This window comes from Rhodopseudomonas palustris (assembly GCF_003591005.1).
Classification (GTDB): Bacteria; Pseudomonadota; Alphaproteobacteria; order Rhizobiales; family Xanthobacteraceae; genus Rhodopseudomonas; species Rhodopseudomonas palustris_K.
Window position 1 is genome coordinate 238,247 of sequence record NZ_QYYD01000001.1, and the last position, 17,290, is coordinate 255,536.

The 17,290-nt window shown below is 65.2% G+C and carries 15 protein-coding genes; 9 read left to right on the forward strand and 6 right to left on the reverse strand.

The features are described from left to right. Positions 1 to 274 precede the first annotated feature (274 nt). The 3 genes from D4Q52_RS01095 (at position 275) to D4Q52_RS01105 (ending at position 2,713) form a co-directional block, all read left to right on the forward strand. Positions 275 to 1,102 (forward strand): alpha/beta fold hydrolase, encoded by an 828-nt coding sequence (locus tag D4Q52_RS01095; RefSeq protein WP_119854678.1) that lies wholly within the window; start codon positions 275 to 277, stop codon positions 1,100 to 1,102. 98 nt (positions 1,103 to 1,200) lie between these two features. Next, positions 1,201 to 1,938: a VWA domain-containing protein gene (locus tag D4Q52_RS01100; RefSeq protein ID WP_119854679.1), complete on the forward strand. Its 738-nt coding sequence runs from the start codon at positions 1,201 to 1,203 to the stop codon at positions 1,936 to 1,938. Between the two features lie 52 nt (positions 1,939 to 1,990). Beyond that, positions 1,991 to 2,713 (forward strand): DnaJ domain-containing protein, encoded by a 723-nt coding sequence (locus D4Q52_RS01105; protein WP_119854680.1) that lies wholly within the window; start codon positions 1,991 to 1,993, stop codon positions 2,711 to 2,713. 315 nt (positions 2,714 to 3,028) lie between these two features. Here D4Q52_RS01105 and D4Q52_RS01110 read toward each other — a convergent pair whose 3' ends face one another. Both D4Q52_RS01110 and D4Q52_RS01115 read right to left on the reverse strand, forming a co-directional pair. Next, positions 3,029 to 4,768 carry a serine hydrolase gene (locus D4Q52_RS01110; RefSeq protein ID WP_119854681.1) on the reverse strand — a complete coding sequence of 580 codons (1,740 nt, stop codon included), beginning with the start codon at positions 4,766 to 4,768 and terminating at the stop codon, positions 3,029 to 3,031. 317 nt (positions 4,769 to 5,085) lie between these two features. Beyond that, entirely contained in the window at positions 5,086 to 6,474 is a 1,389-nt protein-coding gene (locus tag D4Q52_RS01115) for a pilus assembly protein (RefSeq protein ID WP_119854682.1), read from the reverse strand. Between the two features lie 481 nt (positions 6,475 to 6,955). Between D4Q52_RS01115 and clpS the strand changes: the two genes are divergently transcribed. Beyond that, a complete protein-coding gene (gene clpS / locus D4Q52_RS01120; RefSeq protein ID WP_119854683.1) occupies positions 6,956 to 7,285 on the forward strand; it encodes an ATP-dependent Clp protease adapter ClpS in 330 nt (109 codons plus the stop codon). Between the two features lie 214 nt (positions 7,286 to 7,499). Next, positions 7,500 to 9,890, forward strand: a complete 2,391-nt coding sequence (clpA, locus tag D4Q52_RS01125) for an ATP-dependent Clp protease ATP-binding subunit ClpA (RefSeq protein WP_119854684.1) — start codon at positions 7,500 to 7,502, stop codon at positions 9,888 to 9,890. A 385-nt stretch (positions 9,891 to 10,275) separates the two neighbouring features. Here the strand turns inward: clpA and D4Q52_RS01130 are convergent, their stop codons facing one another. From D4Q52_RS01130 to D4Q52_RS01140, 3 genes are all read right to left on the reverse strand, one after another. Beyond that, entirely contained in the window at positions 10,276 to 11,994 is a 1,719-nt protein-coding gene (locus D4Q52_RS01130; protein WP_234831017.1) for a glycosyltransferase family 39 protein, read from the reverse strand. A gap of 398 nt (positions 11,995 to 12,392) precedes the next feature. Continuing rightward, positions 12,393 to 12,734 carry a PilZ domain-containing protein gene (locus D4Q52_RS01135; RefSeq protein WP_119854685.1) on the reverse strand — a complete coding sequence of 114 codons (342 nt, stop codon included), beginning with the start codon at positions 12,732 to 12,734 and terminating at the stop codon, positions 12,393 to 12,395. A gap of 208 nt (positions 12,735 to 12,942) precedes the next feature. After that, positions 12,943 to 13,872 (reverse strand): glycine reductase, encoded by a 930-nt coding sequence (locus D4Q52_RS01140; RefSeq protein ID WP_119854686.1) that lies wholly within the window; start codon positions 13,870 to 13,872, stop codon positions 12,943 to 12,945. 95 nt (positions 13,873 to 13,967) lie between these two features. On the opposite strand from D4Q52_RS01140, the gene D4Q52_RS01145 reads away from it, so the two are divergent. The 4 genes from D4Q52_RS01145 to tsaA all read left to right on the forward strand — a co-directional run bounded on the left by D4Q52_RS01145 (position 13,968) and on the right by tsaA (position 16,745). After that, complete coding sequence (locus tag D4Q52_RS01145) at positions 13,968 to 15,005, forward strand: lytic transglycosylase domain-containing protein (protein WP_234831018.1); 1,038 nt, start codon at positions 13,968 to 13,970, stop codon at positions 15,003 to 15,005. A gap of 128 nt (positions 15,006 to 15,133) precedes the next feature. Continuing rightward, positions 15,134 to 15,874 carry an AzlC family ABC transporter permease gene (locus tag D4Q52_RS01150; RefSeq protein ID WP_119854851.1) on the forward strand — a complete coding sequence of 247 codons (741 nt, stop codon included), beginning with the start codon at positions 15,134 to 15,136 and terminating at the stop codon, positions 15,872 to 15,874. Further along, positions 15,871 to 16,215: an AzlD domain-containing protein gene (locus tag D4Q52_RS01155; RefSeq protein WP_119854688.1), complete on the forward strand. Its 345-nt coding sequence runs from the start codon at positions 15,871 to 15,873 to the stop codon at positions 16,213 to 16,215. The genes D4Q52_RS01150 and D4Q52_RS01155 overlap by 4 nt, the downstream gene beginning before the upstream one ends. Before the next feature lie 71 nt (positions 16,216 to 16,286). Further along, positions 16,287 to 16,745: a tRNA (N6-threonylcarbamoyladenosine(37)-N6)-methyltransferase TrmO gene (tsaA, locus tag D4Q52_RS01160; RefSeq protein WP_119854852.1), complete on the forward strand. Its 459-nt coding sequence runs from the start codon at positions 16,287 to 16,289 to the stop codon at positions 16,743 to 16,745. A 111-nt stretch (positions 16,746 to 16,856) separates the two neighbouring features. Here tsaA and D4Q52_RS01165 read toward each other — a convergent pair whose 3' ends face one another. Then, on the reverse strand, positions 16,857 to 17,282 hold the full coding sequence (locus tag D4Q52_RS01165) for an HIT domain-containing protein (RefSeq protein ID WP_119854853.1): 426 nt from the start codon (positions 17,280 to 17,282) through the stop codon (positions 16,857 to 16,859). Positions 17,283 to 17,290: the final 8 nt, after the last annotated feature.

The following is a 17,290-nucleotide window of genomic DNA, read 5'->3' on the forward strand; positions in this document are numbered from 1 at the left end:
ATTGCTGGCTGTTATCTCGTGCTTTGGTAGCAATCGTGCGGCCGTAGGGGAGAGGGCGATTCTGCGTGTCGGCTGTGCAGGGTGAGTAGATTCTCACCAATAGCGGTGCGAGAGGGCAAATATCCCTCGCTGTCGCCGTGTTGTGCAGTTGCACAACTCGGCAGCGCGTTTTTCCTAATGTTTGATCTTCCTGTCATATAGCGGTGATTTATAGTCGCTGTATCGGCCTCCGAGACCCCGGGCATGGGGAATCGCGCCGACACAGGATGGACCAATGACGCGCGGAATTATCGTTCTGCTCGCGCTGTGCCTCGTCTCGGCCGCAGCGTATTTCACCGCTTCGAAGTGGGCGATCCGTCATCAGACGTTGACCTTCTACGACACGGTTCGAAATCGCCCGGTCGCGATCGATATCGCCGTCCGCCGCGACAAGGAACTGCAGGCCGACGCCGGCCTTGCCGAGCTGCCGGTCGCGATCCTCAATCACGGCAACACGGTCCGTTACACCGAGTACTCGTTCCTCGCCAATCTGTTCGCCGCCCGCGGCTACATGGCGGTGAGCATCCAGCACGATCTCGACTCCGACGCACCGCTGGTGACCAAGGTCGGCGAGCTCTATGTCGGCCGGCTGCCGGTGTACGAGCGCGGCATCGCCAACATCGAATTTGCCGTCAAGCAGCTCGAGAAGCTGCAGCCGAACGCCGATTACGACCACCTGACGATGGTCGGGCATTCCAACGGCGGCGACATCTCGATGTACTACGCCAAGCTGCATCCGGACCGGATCCGCAAGGTGGTGACGCTCGACAATCTGCGGGTCCCGTTCATGATCGACGGCAAATTCCGCATCCTGTCGTTCCGCTCCAAGGATCCGGTGTTCAAGCCCGATCCGGGCGTCGTGCCGGATCAGTCGATCTGCGATCAGGCCGGCATCACCGTGGTCAACACCGGCTTTCAGCACACCGATATGAGCGACCGCGGCCCCGACGACGTCAAAAATTCGATCAGCAGCGCGCTCGACAAGTTCCTCGAGACCGAGGCCGGGCGGCCAGTGCCGGCCCGGGTCCGGCAGACCCCCGGCGCGATGGCGCAAGTGCGCTGAGCCGCGGCACGTTCGCCGCCACCAGCGGCCGCAGCCCGTCGGCATTGACCCGCCGGCGGCCGAGCGCCACATAAGCCGCGTCCACGACGCGAGCTTCGATGCCCCGACAGCCGACCAGACCCGCCCAGCACACTCCCACCGCAGCCACTGATACGTCGCTGCGGCCGAGCAGCACCTCGGACGAAATCGCGGCGTTTGTCGCCAAGGCGCGCGCGATGGCGCCGGGCACGGCGAGGCGCGGCCGACTGCTGTTTGCGCTCGACGCCACGATGAGCCGCCAGCCGACCTGGGACATGGCTTGCGCGCTGCAGGCCGACATGTTCCGCGAGGCGGCGGCGATCGGCAGCCTCGATATCCGCCTGGTGTATTATCGCGGCATCAACGAGTGCCGCGCCTCGGGCTGGATCTCGTCGAGCGACGAATTGGCGCGGCTGATGGGCAGGATCGACTGCCGCGGCGGCCACACCCAGATCGGCCGCGTGCTGTCGGATGCGCGCAAGGAAGCGGTGGCCTCGGGAGTACGCGCCATCGTGTTCGTCGGCGACGCGATGGAGGAATCGGTCGACCAGCTGTGCGCCAAAGCCGGCGAGCTCGGCATGCTCAAGGTGCCGGTCTTCATCTTTCAGGAGGGGGCCGATCCGGTTGCCGAAAGCGCCTTCCGCGAGATCGCGCGGCTGACCGGCGGCGCGTGGTGCCGGTTCGATCCCGGCGCCGCAGGGCAGCTCCGCGAACTGCTGCGGGCGGCGGCGGCCTATGCGGCGGGTGGCCGCGAGGCACTGCTGCGGCTCGCCCAGCACGGCGGCAGCGCATCGCTGCTGCTCGGCCAGATGAAATAGCCGCAGCATTCCCAGCGGTGCATTTCGGCTGCCGGCTGACTATATTGGGCTCATGCCTACGCTGATCATCGGCGTCATCGCCGTATTCGTTCTTTACACCCTGTTGCAGATGTTTCGCTCGGCGAGCCCGGCGGTTCTCGCGCGGGCGCTCAAGGTCTCGGGCGGCATCGTGACGCTGGCGACCGCGCTGTTCATGGGCGTGCGAGGTCAGCTCGCGGTGGCGATCCCGCTCGGTCTGTTCGGGGCGGGGCTGCTGGGGTGGGACCCGATGAGCAGGGCCGGGTTCGGCAATCTCGGTGGAATGTTCGGCGGACGGCGCTCACCCGGACAGTCGTCGCAGGTCCGCTCCGCCAATCTCGAAATGACGCTGGACCACGAGAGCGGCGCCATGGCCGGCCGCATTCTGACGGGCCCGCATGCCGGCCGATCGCTCGACGAGTTCGATCTGGCCGAACTCGCCGCGATGATGACCGGCTTCGATGCAGAGAGCTGCTCGCTACTTGAAAGTTATCTGGACCGCCGGTTTCCCGCCTGGCGTCAGAACGCGCAGGGAGGTGCGGCAGGGCGGCAGAACAGCCAATCGTCTGGCGGCAAAATGACGACCGAGGAAGCCTATCAGATCCTTGGCCTGAAGCCGGGCGCGGGGCCGGACGACATCAGGCGTGCTCATCGCACCCTGATGAAGAAACTCCATCCCGACCAAGGGGGGTCGACGTTCCTTGCCGCCCGTGTAAACGCGGCCAAGGATACCTTGCTTCGCACGCATCGCAGCTAACTCCAGCAACGCAACTCAACGCCAGACTGCGAGGGCTATTCTGTTCTCTGATTGACACCTGGTGCCCGCCGTTTCGGCGTGGCCGTTGATGCTGTTTTTATCGCGCAATGATTGATGAGTGGTTTCAGGAAGACTCCTCGCCACTTCACAAATGAAAACGCGGCCGGGAAGCCCGACCGCGTTCTTTGTAAATTAGAAGCCCATCCCCGACATTGCGAGGAGCGAAGCGACGACGCAATCCAGAATCGCATGCTGGGATTTGGATTGCTTCGCTTCGCTCGCAATGATGGTGAGAGTCAGTGCTGTGTGGCCAAGTCAGTTCTTGATCGTGAAGCAGGAGATGTCGGAGCGCTTCAGCTTCTTGCAGACCGCTTCGGCTTCGTCGCGTTCGAGGCCGGCGAAGCGGGCGCGGTAGAGCTTGCGGTCGCCCTTGGCCACCACGGTCTCGGTGAACGGGTCGGCCTTGCCCAGCATGCCGCGGGCCTGATCGCGAGCGGCGTCAAGCCGCGCCTTAGCTTCGCTCTCACTCTGCAGCGCACCGACCTGAATGATCCAGCCGCTGTGCGAAACCGGCTTGATGGCGCCGTTCTGCTGCATCGTCGGGGCGGGCGCGGCGGGCTCCGCCGAGGCCATCGCCTGGGTGGTCGATGGAACCATCCGGGACGCCGGCATCACGCCGAGGATTCCGTTGCCGGTGCCGTGATTGGCGGGCTGCGGGATCATTTCGGCCTTGGCAACGGTAGCGTTCGAGGTTTCAGCGATGTCGCGGCGCTGCGCCGGAATCGTGTTGGTGACCGGCGGGGCAGCGACCGCGGACGCCAGCTTGATCGGCGCCGACTTGACCTGGACGGTCTTGATCCGGACCGGCTTCATCGGCTCGGACGAGCCGGGATTCGGCACCAGCGCCAACGGCTTTTCGAGCGAGCCGCTATTGAACGGACCAGCCTCGGGCTTCTCGATCCTGGCCGCGGCGACCGGCGCGATGGGGCGCGGGGCCGGAATGGTGACGCGAGATTCGGTTTCGACCGGCTCGGGAGCGGCCGAGGCGACCTGGATAGCGCCCTGGTTCTGCACCGCGACCGGGGTCGGCTTCGGCGTCGGCGTCTCATCGGCGACGTCGATTTCGGTCTGCGACGGCGAGCGCTCGGTGATCGCTGCGACGGTGCGGCGGGTCGCGCCCTTGTCCAGGTTCTCGGCCAGCAGATTGCGCATGATGGCGTCGCGCGAGCTGCCGCTGCGGCCGCCGAGCACCACGCCGACCAGGAACCGGTTGCCACGATGCATCGAGGTGACGAGGTTGAAGCCGGAGGCGCGGGTGTAGCCGGTCTTGATGCCGTCGACACCTTCGACGCTGCCGAGCAGGCGATTGTGGTTGCGGATCGCGTTGCCGCGGTAGGTGAAGACGCTGGTCTGGAAGTAGCGGTAATAGCGCGGGAACCGGTCCTGGATGGCGCGGCCGAGAATCGACTGATCGCGCGCGGTGGTGACCTGGTCGTCGTTGGGCAGGCCCGACGCGTTGCGATAGACGGTGCGCGACATGCCGAGCGCGCGGGCCTTGCGGGTCATCAGTCGGGCAAAGTCGGTTTCGCTGCCGCCGACGGTTTCGGCAATGACGACAGCCGCGTCATTGGCCGAGCGGGTGACAAGGCCCTTGATGGCGTCCTCGACGCGCAATGTCTGGCCGGGACGTAGGCCGAGTTTGGTCGGGGCCTGCGACGAGGCATGTTCGGAGACTTCCATCTCGCTGTCGAGCGACAGCTTGCCGGCTTCGAGACGCTCGAACAGCAAATACAGCGTCATGATCTTGGTGAGGGACGCCGGGTGGCGCAGCGCGTCGGGATTCGTCGCGGTGAGGGTGGCGCCGGTGTTGGCGTCGACGATGATCGAGGCGAAGGCGGGGTTGTAGCTGCTCCGCTCGACCTTGGCCCGATGATGACGGTGTTTTCGGCGGGCGTCAGCCGTGTCGGTGGTGGCGATGACCGCGGCCGAAATGGTGGCTAGGCCGAGTACGCAAGCTCGCAGAATCCGCGAGCTGACATGGATGTTGCGGTGCATGAACGTCCCCGTCCGATCTTTCATCAATCACCGGACCGTGAGGCGAAATTATGCCCAACACGGCGGCAGTGCTGTCCATTCGGCCATCAAGTTCAGCCGCGGCAGCCCGACCGGCGTTCGTCAAGACGGTGGTCGAGAGTAAGCGGCTGAGCTGACGCGGCTTTTTCTCAAGGGCGCGAACGATCAGAGGAAGAGGTTAGGAGAGGTGCGTTTCGAAACCGTTAAGCATCCGTTGCGGTGATCCGGCGGATTTTCGTCAAATGCAACTATTGCGAGCAATCAGGTGGGCGTTAGCTGCTGCATTGCAGCGGCGCGGGCTACTTGGCGATCCGCAGCTTGGACAGCGAACTGCCGATCTGGGCGAAGGCCGAACTGATGCCGGAGGCCGTGGTGGTGGCAAAGAAATTGCCGCTGTCGGCGCAATAGCGCAGAATCGACGATTCTGGATCGCCATCGGTGTTGACCTGGATGGTGTAAATCACCGTCCGTGAGGTGTTGGTTGCCGACGCCCGGATGTTGTCGCACAGCAGCTTCTGGCGCGCGTCGATCTGGCCGTTGAACTGCGTCTGGCCGTTTCCGTAGGATGGCCAGCGATCCATCGTGTTGAGACCGTCCGACAGCAGAATGATTGCGTCGGTGTATTTGAAATCGGCATCCTTCGCCGGCGTGTTGAGTGGCGCACCGGTCTGCAGAGACAGCCACGCCCAGGCCATGCCGATCGGCTGGTTGGTGCCGCCATTTGCGGTCAGTGCGTCGATCTTGTTCTTGATGGTCTGAGCGTTCGAGGAACTGTAGGCCGATGTCATCGGCAGGATCTGCTGCGGGCAGATGTCAGAGCCGTTTTGAGTGTAGCTGACCGCCGGAAAGCGGGTCGCTGCGTTGGTCGGAAGATCTTTGGTGGTATCAGCTGGCTGGTCCCGATCGGTCACACAGCCGGTCCACTGATTGCGGCTGGTCGCCGTCCAGGTCCGGCCGGCGCTCTCGCAGCTTGACTTGGTCGAGTACCACCAAAAACTGCAGCTGCCGTTGCTTTCTTCCCAGACATCCCACTTCAGCCAGTTTGCCCCTTTGTTGCTGCTCCCGACGTTGACCATCTGGGCGAAGGGGATGACCGACATGTAGACGTCCTCGGTGCCTTGCGCACTGGCACGGAGGCTGTCGACCAGGCTTTTGGCGGCGGTCTTCATTGCGCCGAGCTTGCCGTCGTCATTCATCGACCCGGTGACGTCCAGCGCCATGGCAACCCGCAGCCGGGTTCCGCCCCAGGTCGCGGTCGAGGTGCTGCCGATCCCCAGAGCCGGGAAGCCGAACAGGTTCATGAAGTCTGTGCCAACCGAGCCATCGCCCCGAAGCAACACCGTCGACGACCCGGAACTGTCTTTCGCGGTGTAGCTGGCGGTGACGGTGATGCCGGTCGCTTCGGTGTTGGTGTAAAGGCTTGTGAAATAGGTCTGGGCTTTCGCGGTTACCTGGCCGGCGGTGATCGCTCCCGACGACAGATCTCGCGACACCATCAAAGCCGCCGAATCGAGTGCCGCTTGCATCGCTGTGCGGGCCTTGGAGGCGCGCGAATAGTCGATCGCCGCTCCGACAAAGCCGAGGATCGGCAGCAGGGAGATCGCAAACAGGACGGCGACGTTACCGCCGGTGGCGCTCACAAAGCGACGCGCCAAGCGCTCGAACCGGACTGGACATCTCAGCGACATGTGCGGCACCCGAAGGTAGGAATTTGCCGCAATCTCCGGTCGAGGGACTGAATGACAGGTAAAACCAGTCGCAGAAACTCGCTAAATTGCGTAACAAATGCGCCCGGTTGGTTGCGATAGTGAATCGCATCATAATGGCCCCGGTGAAAAGCGGGGCGTCGGCGCAATGCGTCTTTAACTCGGGACGGTCGCAGCGCCGCACCAAGGTTGGAAGACCTCCGGGATTTCCGCGCTTGCGGCGCACCGTCACTCGCCCCATATTTGCGGTACCCGAACATGCGTCGGGGATCGGGCCGCCGGGGTGGCGGACAGCCGGAGCTGAATCGTCGATCACAGTTTGTGCGCGTTGCGGTTCCGGTGGAATGAGTTCCGTGGGGATTCGAATACCTGAGCCATGCTGCAACCGAATGAATCGAACGACTACGCTGACGCGTCCGCATGGCTATCCGCCGGTGGATCGACGCGGCGCTACACGACAGTGATGGCTGGTGACGGCGGGCGCTCCGGGTCGGGCAACCCGACCACGTCGGTCATCACCAAGGTCAAACCCAAGACCAAGCGGCCCAACCTGTACCGCGTGCTGATCCTCAACGACGACTACACGCCGATGGAATTCGTCGTCCACGTGCTGGAGAAGTTCTTCCAGATGGATGTCGAGGCCGCCACCAAAGTGATGTTGCATGTTCACCATCACGGCATCGGTGAGTGCGGCGTGTTCACTTACGAGATCGCAGAGACGAAAGTGACGCAGGTGATGGATTTCGCCCGCAAGCATCAACATCCTCTGCAATGCGTGATGGAGAAGAAGTAGGGGAGTGAAGTCGCTGAACGAAGGGGTGCGCGCGATCTCGGAACAGCTCTTGCATTGCTCTTATTGGCGGGTTTTCCCGGACTTGCTTGGTGTACTGCCCGGCAGAGAAAGGAACGGGTCTTTCGGCGACGGGTTGTGACACTATATGTCGAAAGGTTGTTGTTGCACGACGTTGCAGCGGCGATCATGATGAGCGGGGGACACAGAGGACGAGATGCCGACATTTTCGCAAAGCCTTGAACAATCCCTCCACCGCGCGCTCGCGATCGCCAACGAGCGACATCATCAATACGCGACGCTCGAGCATCTCCTGCTCTCACTGGTCGACGACTCCGACGCCGCCGCAGTGATGCGGGCTTGCAGCGTCGACCTCGACAAGCTGCGCGGCAGCCTGGTCAACTACCTCGAAACCGAATTCGAGAATCTCGTCACCGACGGCTCCGAAGACGCCAAGCCGACCGCCGGTTTCCAGCGCGTGATTCAGCGCGCGGTGATTCACGTGCAGTCGTCGGGCCGCGAAGAGGTGACCGGCGCCAACGTGCTGATCGCGATCTTCGCCGAGCGTGAAAGCCATGCCGCGTACTTCCTGCAGGAGCAGGACATGACGCGCTACGACGCCGTCAACTACATCAGCCACGGCATTGCCAAGCGCCCGGGAGTTTCCGAGGCGCGGCCGGTGCGCGGCGTCGACGAGGAGACCGAAGCCAAGGGTGGCGAGGACTCCAAGAAGAAGGGCGACGCACTCGAAACGTATTGCGTCAACCTCAACAAGAAGGCGCGGGACGGCAAGATCGACCCGGTCATCGGACGCAATTCCGAGATCAACCGCGCCATCCAGGTGCTGTGCCGCCGTCAGAAGAACAACCCGCTGTTCGTCGGCGAAGCCGGCGTCGGCAAGACCGCGATCGCCGAAGGCCTCGCCAAGCGCATCGTCGACTCGGAAGTGCCCGAGGTGCTCGCGGCCGCCACGGTGTTCTCGCTCGACATGGGCACGCTCTTGGCCGGCACGCGCTATCGCGGTGATTTCGAAGAGCGGCTCAAGCAAGTCTTGAAGGAGCTCGAGGCGCACCCGAACGCGATCCTGTTCATCGACGAGATCCACACCGTGATTGGCGCCGGTGCCACCTCCGGCGGTGCGATGGATGCCTCGAATTTACTCAAGCCTGCCCTGGCTTCGGGCAGCATCCGCTGCATGGGCTCGACGACCTACAAGGAGTATCGCCAGCACTTCGAGAAGGACCGCGCGCTGGTGCGGCGCTTCCAGAAGATCGACGTCAACGAGCCGACCGTCGAGGACGCGATCGCGATCCTCAAGGGCCTCAAGCCGTACTTCGAGGACTATCACAAGCTGAAGTACACCAACGAGGCGATCGAATCGGCCGTCGAGCTGTCGTCGCGCTACATCCACGACCGCAAGCTGCCGGACAAGGCGATCGACGTGATCGACGAGTCGGGCGCTGCGCAGATGCTGCTGGCCGAAAACAAGCGCAAGAAGACGATCGGCATCAAGGAGATCGAAGCCACGGTCGCGACCATGGCGCGGATCCCGCCGAAGAGCGTGTCGAAGGACGACGCCGAGGTGCTGAAGCATCTCGAAACGACCCTGAAGCGCGTGGTGTTCGGTCAGGACAAGGCGATCGAATCTCTCTCCGCTTCGATCAAGCTGGCGCGTGCCGGCCTGCGCGAACCGGAGAAGCCGATCGGCTGCTACCTGTTCTCCGGCCCGACCGGCGTCGGGAAGACCGAGGTGGCGAAGCAGCTCGCCTCGTCGCTCGGCGTCGAACTGCTGCGCTTCGATATGTCGGAGTACATGGAGCGGCACACCGTATCGCGCCTGATCGGTGCGCCTCCCGGCTATGTCGGCTTCGACCAGGGTGGTCTTTTGACCGACGGCGTCGATCAGCATCCGCATTGCGTCGTGCTGCTCGACGAAATCGAGAAGGCGCATCCGGATCTGTACAACGTGCTGCTGCAGATCATGGATCACGGCCGGCTCACCGACCACAACGGCAAGCAGGTCAACTTCCGTAACGTGATCCTGATCATGACCACGAATGCGGGCGCGGCGGATCTCGCCAAGCAGGCGTTCGGCTTCACGCGCAGCAAGCGGGAAGGCGACGACCACGAGGCGATCAACCGGCAGTTCGCGCCGGAATTCCGCAACCGTCTCGACGCGATCGTGTCGTTCGCGCATCTCAATGCCGATGTGATCGGCATGGTGGTTGAGAAGTTCGTGCTCCAGCTCGAGGCTCAGCTCGCCGATCGCGACGTCACGATAGAGCTGACCGACGAGGCCAAGGCCTGGTTGGTGCAGCACGGCTACGACGAACAGATGGGCGCGCGGCCGATGTCGCGGGTGATCCAGGAGCACATCAAGAAGCCGCTGGCCGACGAAGTGTTGTTCGGTCAGCTCAAGGGCGGCGGCCACGTCAAGGTCGTGCTGGTCAAGGACGAAGCGGTTGCCGGCGTCGAGCTGGAAAAGATCGCCTTCGAATTCCTCGACGGCCCGGTCACGCCGAAGCCGGAGGACCTGCCGGGCGCCAAGAAACGCGGCGCCTCCCGCAAGGCCAAGCCCCGCGCCAAGGATCGGGTCGAAGAGGCCTGATCGCGGCGAGCGAGTGATGAGTTGAAAGGGCCGGCGAGCGATCGCCGGCTCTTTTGTTTGCGCACGAAGTGTTATCTGCGCGCCAAGTGCCCGCACGCCGTCCTATCGACCAGAAATTCTCAACGCGGCGTCATGCCGGCCTGTGCCGGCATCCACGCCTTGCTGCCGGAACTGCAGAAAAGGCGTGGATGGCCGGGACGAGCCCGGCCATGACGGGAGAGAGCGGTTGCTGCGGATTTAGAGCTTCATTTGAAAGCTTGCATCTCCACCCGTCATTGCGAGCGAAGCGAAGCAATCCAGGGCGCCGTTCACATCCCTGGATTGCTTCGTCGCTGCGCTCCTCGCAATGACGGAGAGGACAATTCGAAGCGCGAGATTGGGGTTGTTAGTTCGCTGCAGGCGGCACTACTGACGACGGCCCCGCCGGCGCGGGCTTTGGTGACGACGCAGCGGGTGGGACAAGCTGCGATGGCTCAGGCGGCGCGGCGGGCTGCGTCGTGGTGGGCGCTGCTGTCTCGGGCGGGGTCGCGGCAGGCGGCGGCGCAACCGGCGCCGGCGCCTGCACCGTCTCACCGGCCGGCGGGATCATCGCCCAGCCGTAGGCCTTCAACTTGCCGCGGCCGAGCGGCAGCACCATCGTGCCGTAGACCGGGCTGACGTCGCCGAGCGCGGTGCGGTAGGGCGGCGGCAGATCGTCGGTGCGGGGGAATTCGTCGGTAATCCACACCACCAGCGTCCCGGAGTGCTTGAGCCGCTGCGGTGTGATCCATGGGCTTTTCGCCAGATCCGCGTCGACGAACACCGATGGCCGCGGTGAAGCGTACAGCGCGACGAATCCGGCCTGCTGGGCGCTGCCGGTGACGATGTCGAGCGGCTTGGTGGTGCGGCTCTTCCAGACCGCCTGCATGGCGGTCGACAGCGCGCGCGCTGGATACAGTTCGGTCGGCAACGGGCCGTTGCCGTAGGCGCGGCTGTAGATCGAGCCGATCGCCACGAACGGCGCGCCGACCAGCACCAGCAGCCACACCACCACTGCGACCCGCGGCGCGCGGAGCGCAAAACTCGGCGGCAGCAGCATCAGCAGCGCTAGCCCTGATAGCCCCGCCAGCGCGCTGCCGGTCGTCGTGCCGATACTGAACCAGCCAACCACGCTGCCGAGCGCAACCAGAAGCGACGGCCCAAACGCCGCCGCGAGGATCAGCGAGCGGTCGAAGCCGCTGGGGCGCTCGGCGCCCAGTTCGGCCGGCGGTCCCTGCAGCGGCAGCCGGGGCAGGGCGGCGAGCACCGTGAGGACGATCAGGCCGAAATGAAGGCCAATCTGGCTCAGCAGGAAATTGAACGCGGCGACGATCCGCGTCCCGACGCCGACCGGCCCGGCTTCGGCATGCGCGAGCCACAACAGATGCGGTGTCAGCACCGCGACCGCGAGCGCGGCCGCCAGCACCGGACCCGGTGTTAGCAAATGCCGGCGCCCCTCCGGCGTCAGCAGCAGATGCCCGAGCAGCACCAGCATCAGCGCAAAGCCGGCGTGCTCGGCATTGCCGAGCAGTCCACAAACCAGTCCCAGCCCAATCCACGGCGCGCGCGTCGTCCCCAGCACGGCGCGCCGGTACAGCGCCACGGCCGCGACGCTCAGCGGCAGCGCCGCGATCGCCGGGTCGAAGCCCAGCACTTGCGCGCCGAAACAGCCGATCATGATGGTGAGGCCGACCGCCAGCGTGGCGCCGCTGCGACCGAGCATCACGACGCCGAGACGCCACAGCAGCAGCAGGGTCAGCAGCGCCGAGCCGATCGACAGCACGATCTGCGATCCAGTCCAGCCGCCGGTCACGAGCGCAGCAAGTTGCGTCAGCCACGGCGCCAGTGGCGGGTCGGGCCACGGCCCGGTCGGCCATTCATGGCCGCGCAGCGCCATCTCGGTGCCGACCGCCGGCAGGTTCGGAAGGCTGAACGCCGCGACGAACCACAGCCCGCCATAGATGCCGAGGATCCATAGCAGCATCCGCCGCGGCTCGCTGCGCAGGATGTCGAGCACCGCGTCGGCCGCGCGCAGAACCAGCCCTGGCGCAGCAGCGGGCTTCGGCTCGGCAGACCGCGGCGGCACGGGCGGCGCCGGGCGTTGCACGGGTTTGGCCGGTGCCTTCGGCGCCGGTGCAGGGCGGGGCTGCGGCGGAGTCGGACGTGCCGCGGGGGCAGGCGGGGTGGTATCACGAGCCGGTGCAGGGGCCGCAGCAGGCAAAGGCGCAGCGCTGGGTTCAGCCGGCGCAGCCGGCTCCGCCGCGACAAGCTTTGCGGCTGGCTGCGGCTTGCCGTGATGCTTTTTCTTCGGCCGCCGGGTCTTGGGCTGCTTGCGCTTGATGGCCGTCGTCCTCTGCACACCGGCGGCGCCGCCGCGCGCCGGATCGTGGATCGGGACCGACCTTGTAGTGCATCCGGACGCTGAGGCAATTGCCGGAAAGGCGACTTGCCGGGGACAAAAGCGGGCGCGGCAACGCGCCGCTGTCAGCCTTCGCCGAGCAGGATCTTGATCTTGCGCTGCAGCTCGCGCTTCTTCTTTTCGCTCTTACGCAGCTGCTCGGCGAGCTCGGAGCTGTCGCCGGCTTTGAACGCCAGCCCCGCGACATTGCCGCGCCGCCACACCACGGTCGACGGGTAGGTGCGGGCCTTGCGCGGGATCGTTAGCGCAATCTGCTCCGGCACCCCGGTGGCGCTGCCGAACTCGATCGCCGCGCCGGTCTCGGAGATGTTGCGGACCACGCAATCGCGCGTCGCGCCGCGCTCGCTTACCGTCGCGACGCCGCCATACACCACCTTGTCGCGCTGCTGCTTGCGTCGCTCGTCCATGCCGCATCTCCGGAGTGAGAGGTGGCGCAGTGTAAGCGGTAACATATGGAGCGAAACCGTTTACGAGCGTTAACCTGAATCGATGCGAAAGAAGTAGCAACCATCCTATCCCCGTCATTGCGAGGAGCGCAGCGACGAAGCAATCCAGCGCCGTGCGCTGAGCTGGATTGCTTCGCTTCGCTCGCAATGACGGGGATAGTTTGTTGTTCTACTCCGCGCTCTCGCGCACCGCTCGGGCGCGTTGTTTCTGGGCGTCGAAATCGGCGCGGCGCCGGGCGAGTTCTTCGGCGCTGAGATTGGCGACGTTGTTGTAGTCGCGCTTCCACGACGGATCGTCGCGCCAACGCAGCGGCGACTGAACCGTGGTCTGCGGCGCCGGGGCGGTTTCCAGCAGGCGCAGCGCCAGCTCGAGCGTGAACGCCTGGGAGGCTTCGTCGTGCGGCTTGCCGGCGGAGTTGCCGAGCGGGAAGTCGCTGAACAGGAAGCGCGGCACGGCGGCGTGCTCGACGATGTCCTTGGCGCAGCCCATGATCACGGTGGCGATGCCGTTCTGTTCCAGATGCCGCGCCACCAGCGATACGGTCTGATGACAGACCGGACAGTTCGGTACCAACACCGCCGCATCGACGTTATCGGCCCGGCAGCGCGCGAGAATCTCGGGCGCATCGGTGTCGAGCGTAACGCGGTGACTGCGGTTGGTCGGGGCGCCGAAGAAATGCGGCGCGAGCTGCAGACGGCCTTCGTTAGCCAGTCGCCGCAGCTGCGGCAGCGGGAACCAGGTGCCGCTGTCGGTCGCGGTGGTGTGGGTGCGGTCGTAGGCGATATGGGAGATGCGCAGATCGTGATCGGACGCGGTGTCGCCGGCATAGACCTGATAGAACTTGGCTCCGCCGTTATACGGCGCACCCGGTCCCTGATCGCCTTTCGCGGGATCGTAGGGCGCCGCGGTGGTGATCAGCGCGATGCGCATTTGCGCCAGCGGCTTTGTCAGAGGCTGGAACGGGGCGGCAGTATGATGCGCCCAGCGATACGGTGCGTCGTAGCCGATCGCCTGATAATAGGCGCGCGTCCGCGCCATATAGGCGATCGGCACGTCGTCGTCGGCGGCGAAGGCGGTCGTCTCGTGCTGCTCGGCCATGCTAAGATCTGTACCGATGGCGATGATCGATTGCACCTCCGGCGACCAGCCATGTCAACACGCGTGACGTTCCGGAACCTGGCATGAGCTTGCGAATGCTTCGCCGATCCGCAGTGCTTGCGATGCTGCTCACCGGGTTGTCGGTTCCGCTGGTCCATGCCGAGGATGCAGCGCCGGCAAAGCCTGCCGATACGCCTGCGGCTGAGAGCACTCCAACCAAACAACCTGACCGGACGCCGGCCACCACGCCGCCGGTATCGGACGTAGTCAAGCCCGAGACACACGACAAGCCGGCCGACGCAGCCAAACAGGAACCGGACAAGCCCGCGGATCGGGACACCCGCGAGTCGATCTGCCTGATGATCGAATCCGCCGCCAGGGCGCACGATCTGCCGCTGGAATTCTTCGCGCGTGTGATCTGGCAGGAGAGCCGGTTTCAGGCCGACGCTGTTGGACCGGTGACGCGAAGCGGCAAGCGGGCGCAGGGCATCGCGCAATTCATGCCCGGCACCGCAAGCGAGCGCAGCCTGCTCGATCCGTTCGACCCGGTGCAAGCGCTGCCGAAATCGGCGGAGTTCTTGAACGAATTGCGCGGCCAGTTCGGCAATCTCGGCCTGGCGGCGGCGGCCTACAACGCCGGGCCGCGCCGCGTTCAGGAATGGCTCGCCGGCACCGGCCCGATGCCGCAGCAGACCCGGTCGTATGTCTATGCCATCACCGGTACGACCGTGGATGATTGGGCGGCGGCCGGGCGCAATGCCAAGCAGCCCGACACCAAGGCCAACACCGATTGCCGCACCCTGATGGCGCTGCTGCGCAGGGCGCCGAACCCGTTCGTTGCCCAGCTCGAGCAGCGCGTGAAGCTCGGTGCCGATCGGCCGTGGGGCGTACAACTCGCCGCTGGCTTCAACCGCGACCGCGCGTTGGCGATGTATGCGCGGGCGATGTCGCGGCTGAGCGCGGTGATCGGCGAACACGATCCCAGCCTGTCGAGCTCGGTGTTCCGCAGCCGCGGCACGCGGCCATTCTATCAGGTGCGGATCGGTGCCGAGACGCGGCCGGAGGCCAACGAGTTATGTGCGCGCATTCGCAAGGCCGGTAGCGCTTGTCTGGTGCTGCGCAACCGCGGCTGAAAACGCGAAGACATGCAATCCGCTCATGCGCCTCGTCGTTAGACGGCGCGGGGGCTCGCCGCTAAGGTGCCGGCGGCGCCGCCCGGCGCCGGATTATCCACATGGCAGACAAGGATGCGGCCTTTCCGATGGCGCTCGCTTCGCTCGATTCCCCGCAATGGATGAGTGCGGGCCGCGCCTATCTGCAGGGCGTGCGCGCGGTCGGCACCACTGTGCTGACGCTGGTGCTGTTCGCGACCTATCTCGGCATCGGCGCGCTGGCGCATGACAGCCGCTTCAGCCTCGGCTGGGTGCTGCTGAGCACGCTGTTAGTCTGGGCCGGGCCGGCACAGATCATCCTGATCTCCTCGCTCGGCTCCGGCGCAACCGCCATTCAGGCGGCGATCGCCGTGACCGTCAGCGCGATCCGGCTGTTTCCGATGGTGGTATCGGTGCTGCCGCTGATGCGTACGCCAACCACCAAGCTGCGGCAGCTGATCGTGCCGGCGCATTTCATCGCCGTGACGCTGTGGGTCGAATGCTTCCGGCTGCTGCCGCAGGTGCCGCGCGAGCGGCGCATCCCGTTCACGATCGGACTCGGTACCGGGCTGGTGTCGACCTGCCTTGTCGCCAACGTCATCGGGTACCTGCTGGCAGCCAACCTGCCGCAGTTGTTCGGCGCAGCGGTGCTGCTGCTGACGCCGTTGGCGTTCCTGCTGTCGACCGCGCGCAACTGCCGCGAGATCGCCGACGTGGTCGCGCTCGGCCTCGGGTTGCTGCTGTTCCCGGTGGTGGCCTATTTCCACACCGGCATCGACGTACTGATCAGCGGCGTTGCCGCGGGCACGATCGCTTACAGCGTGCATCGCTGGAAGGCGAGACGGGCATGAGCAGCTTCATCGGCGATTGGCACGCGCTGCTGGTGCTGGTGCTGGCCGGCTTTCTGCCCAACGAGATCTGGCGAATGATCGGGCTGTGGCTGGGCGGCGGCATCGACGAAGGCTCGGAACTGCTGATATGGGTCCGCGCGGTCGCGACCGCGATCCTCGCCGGCGTGATCGCGCAAATTCTGGTATTTCCGCCCGGCGCCCTGGCGAGCGTGCCATGGGGCTTGCGTTACGGCTCGGTGGCGATCGGCCTGATCGCCTTCATGGCGACCAAGCGCTCGATCCTGATCGGCGTCGTTATCGGCGAAGCGGTGCTGATCGCCGGGCAGTGGCTGCTGGCATAAGTCCTTTGCCGCGGTTGCTTGCCGGGGCAGGGGCACTACGCTGCGAACGATAGCGATAGATGGGAATGCCGATGGCCAGTTACGACGAACTTCGTGAAGGCGAGATCGCCGTCACGCCGCCGCCGCCGACCGATGCCGGTCTGGTGTTCATCGGCCGCATCCGTACGCCGTGGACGGCGCGCGGCGAGACGCCGCGGCAGGGCAGCTTCGATGGGCCGATCTGCCGGCTCGAGATTTTCGAGCCGTGGATTCAGGCGCTGACCGGCCTCGACAAATTCGAGCAGGTACAGGTGGTGTACTGGCTGCATCAGGCGCGGCGCGATCTGGTGCTGCAGCGGGGCCACAGTCAGGACGGCCCGCGCGGCACCTTTGCGTTGCGGTCGCCGGTGCGGCCCAACCCGATCGGCATCTCCGCCGCCGCCCTCGTCGGCATCGAAAGCGCCACCGTCCTGGTCCGTGGCCTCGACTGCCTCGACGGCACGCCGCTGATCGACCTCAAGCCGGACAGGTGTGTGCATTCGACGAAGTAACAGCCCTATCCGTCATTGCGAGCGAAGCGAAGCAATCCAGCGCAGTGCACCGGGCTGGATTGCTTCGTCGCTTTGCTCCTCGCAATGACGGGGAGAGGCGGTGCAGTTTGATCAGCCCTGCAGCGCAGCCTTCAGCTTGGCCGCATTTTCTTCCAGCACCGCGGTCTCTTCCTTTTTGCTTGCGGGCGGGAGCATCGCGACGCCGTCGTGGCGCGGCATGACGTGCATGTGCAGGTGATACACGACCTGACCGGCGGCCGGTTCGCTGAACTGCTGCACGACGATGCCGTCCGCGTTGAATGCCTTCATCGCCGCGGCGGCGATCTTGTGGGCGGCCCGGGCGACGTGGGCGAAATCCTCGGCGGTGATGTCGAGGATATTGCGCGCCGGCGCCTTGGGGATCACCAGCGTGTGCCCGGGCACCCGCGGCATGATGTCGAGGAAGGCGAGCACGTGCTCGTCCTCATAGACCTTGTGGGAGGGAAATTCGCCGCGCAGGATCTTGGCGAACGGGTTCTGGGGATCATAGGCGGTCATGGCAACTC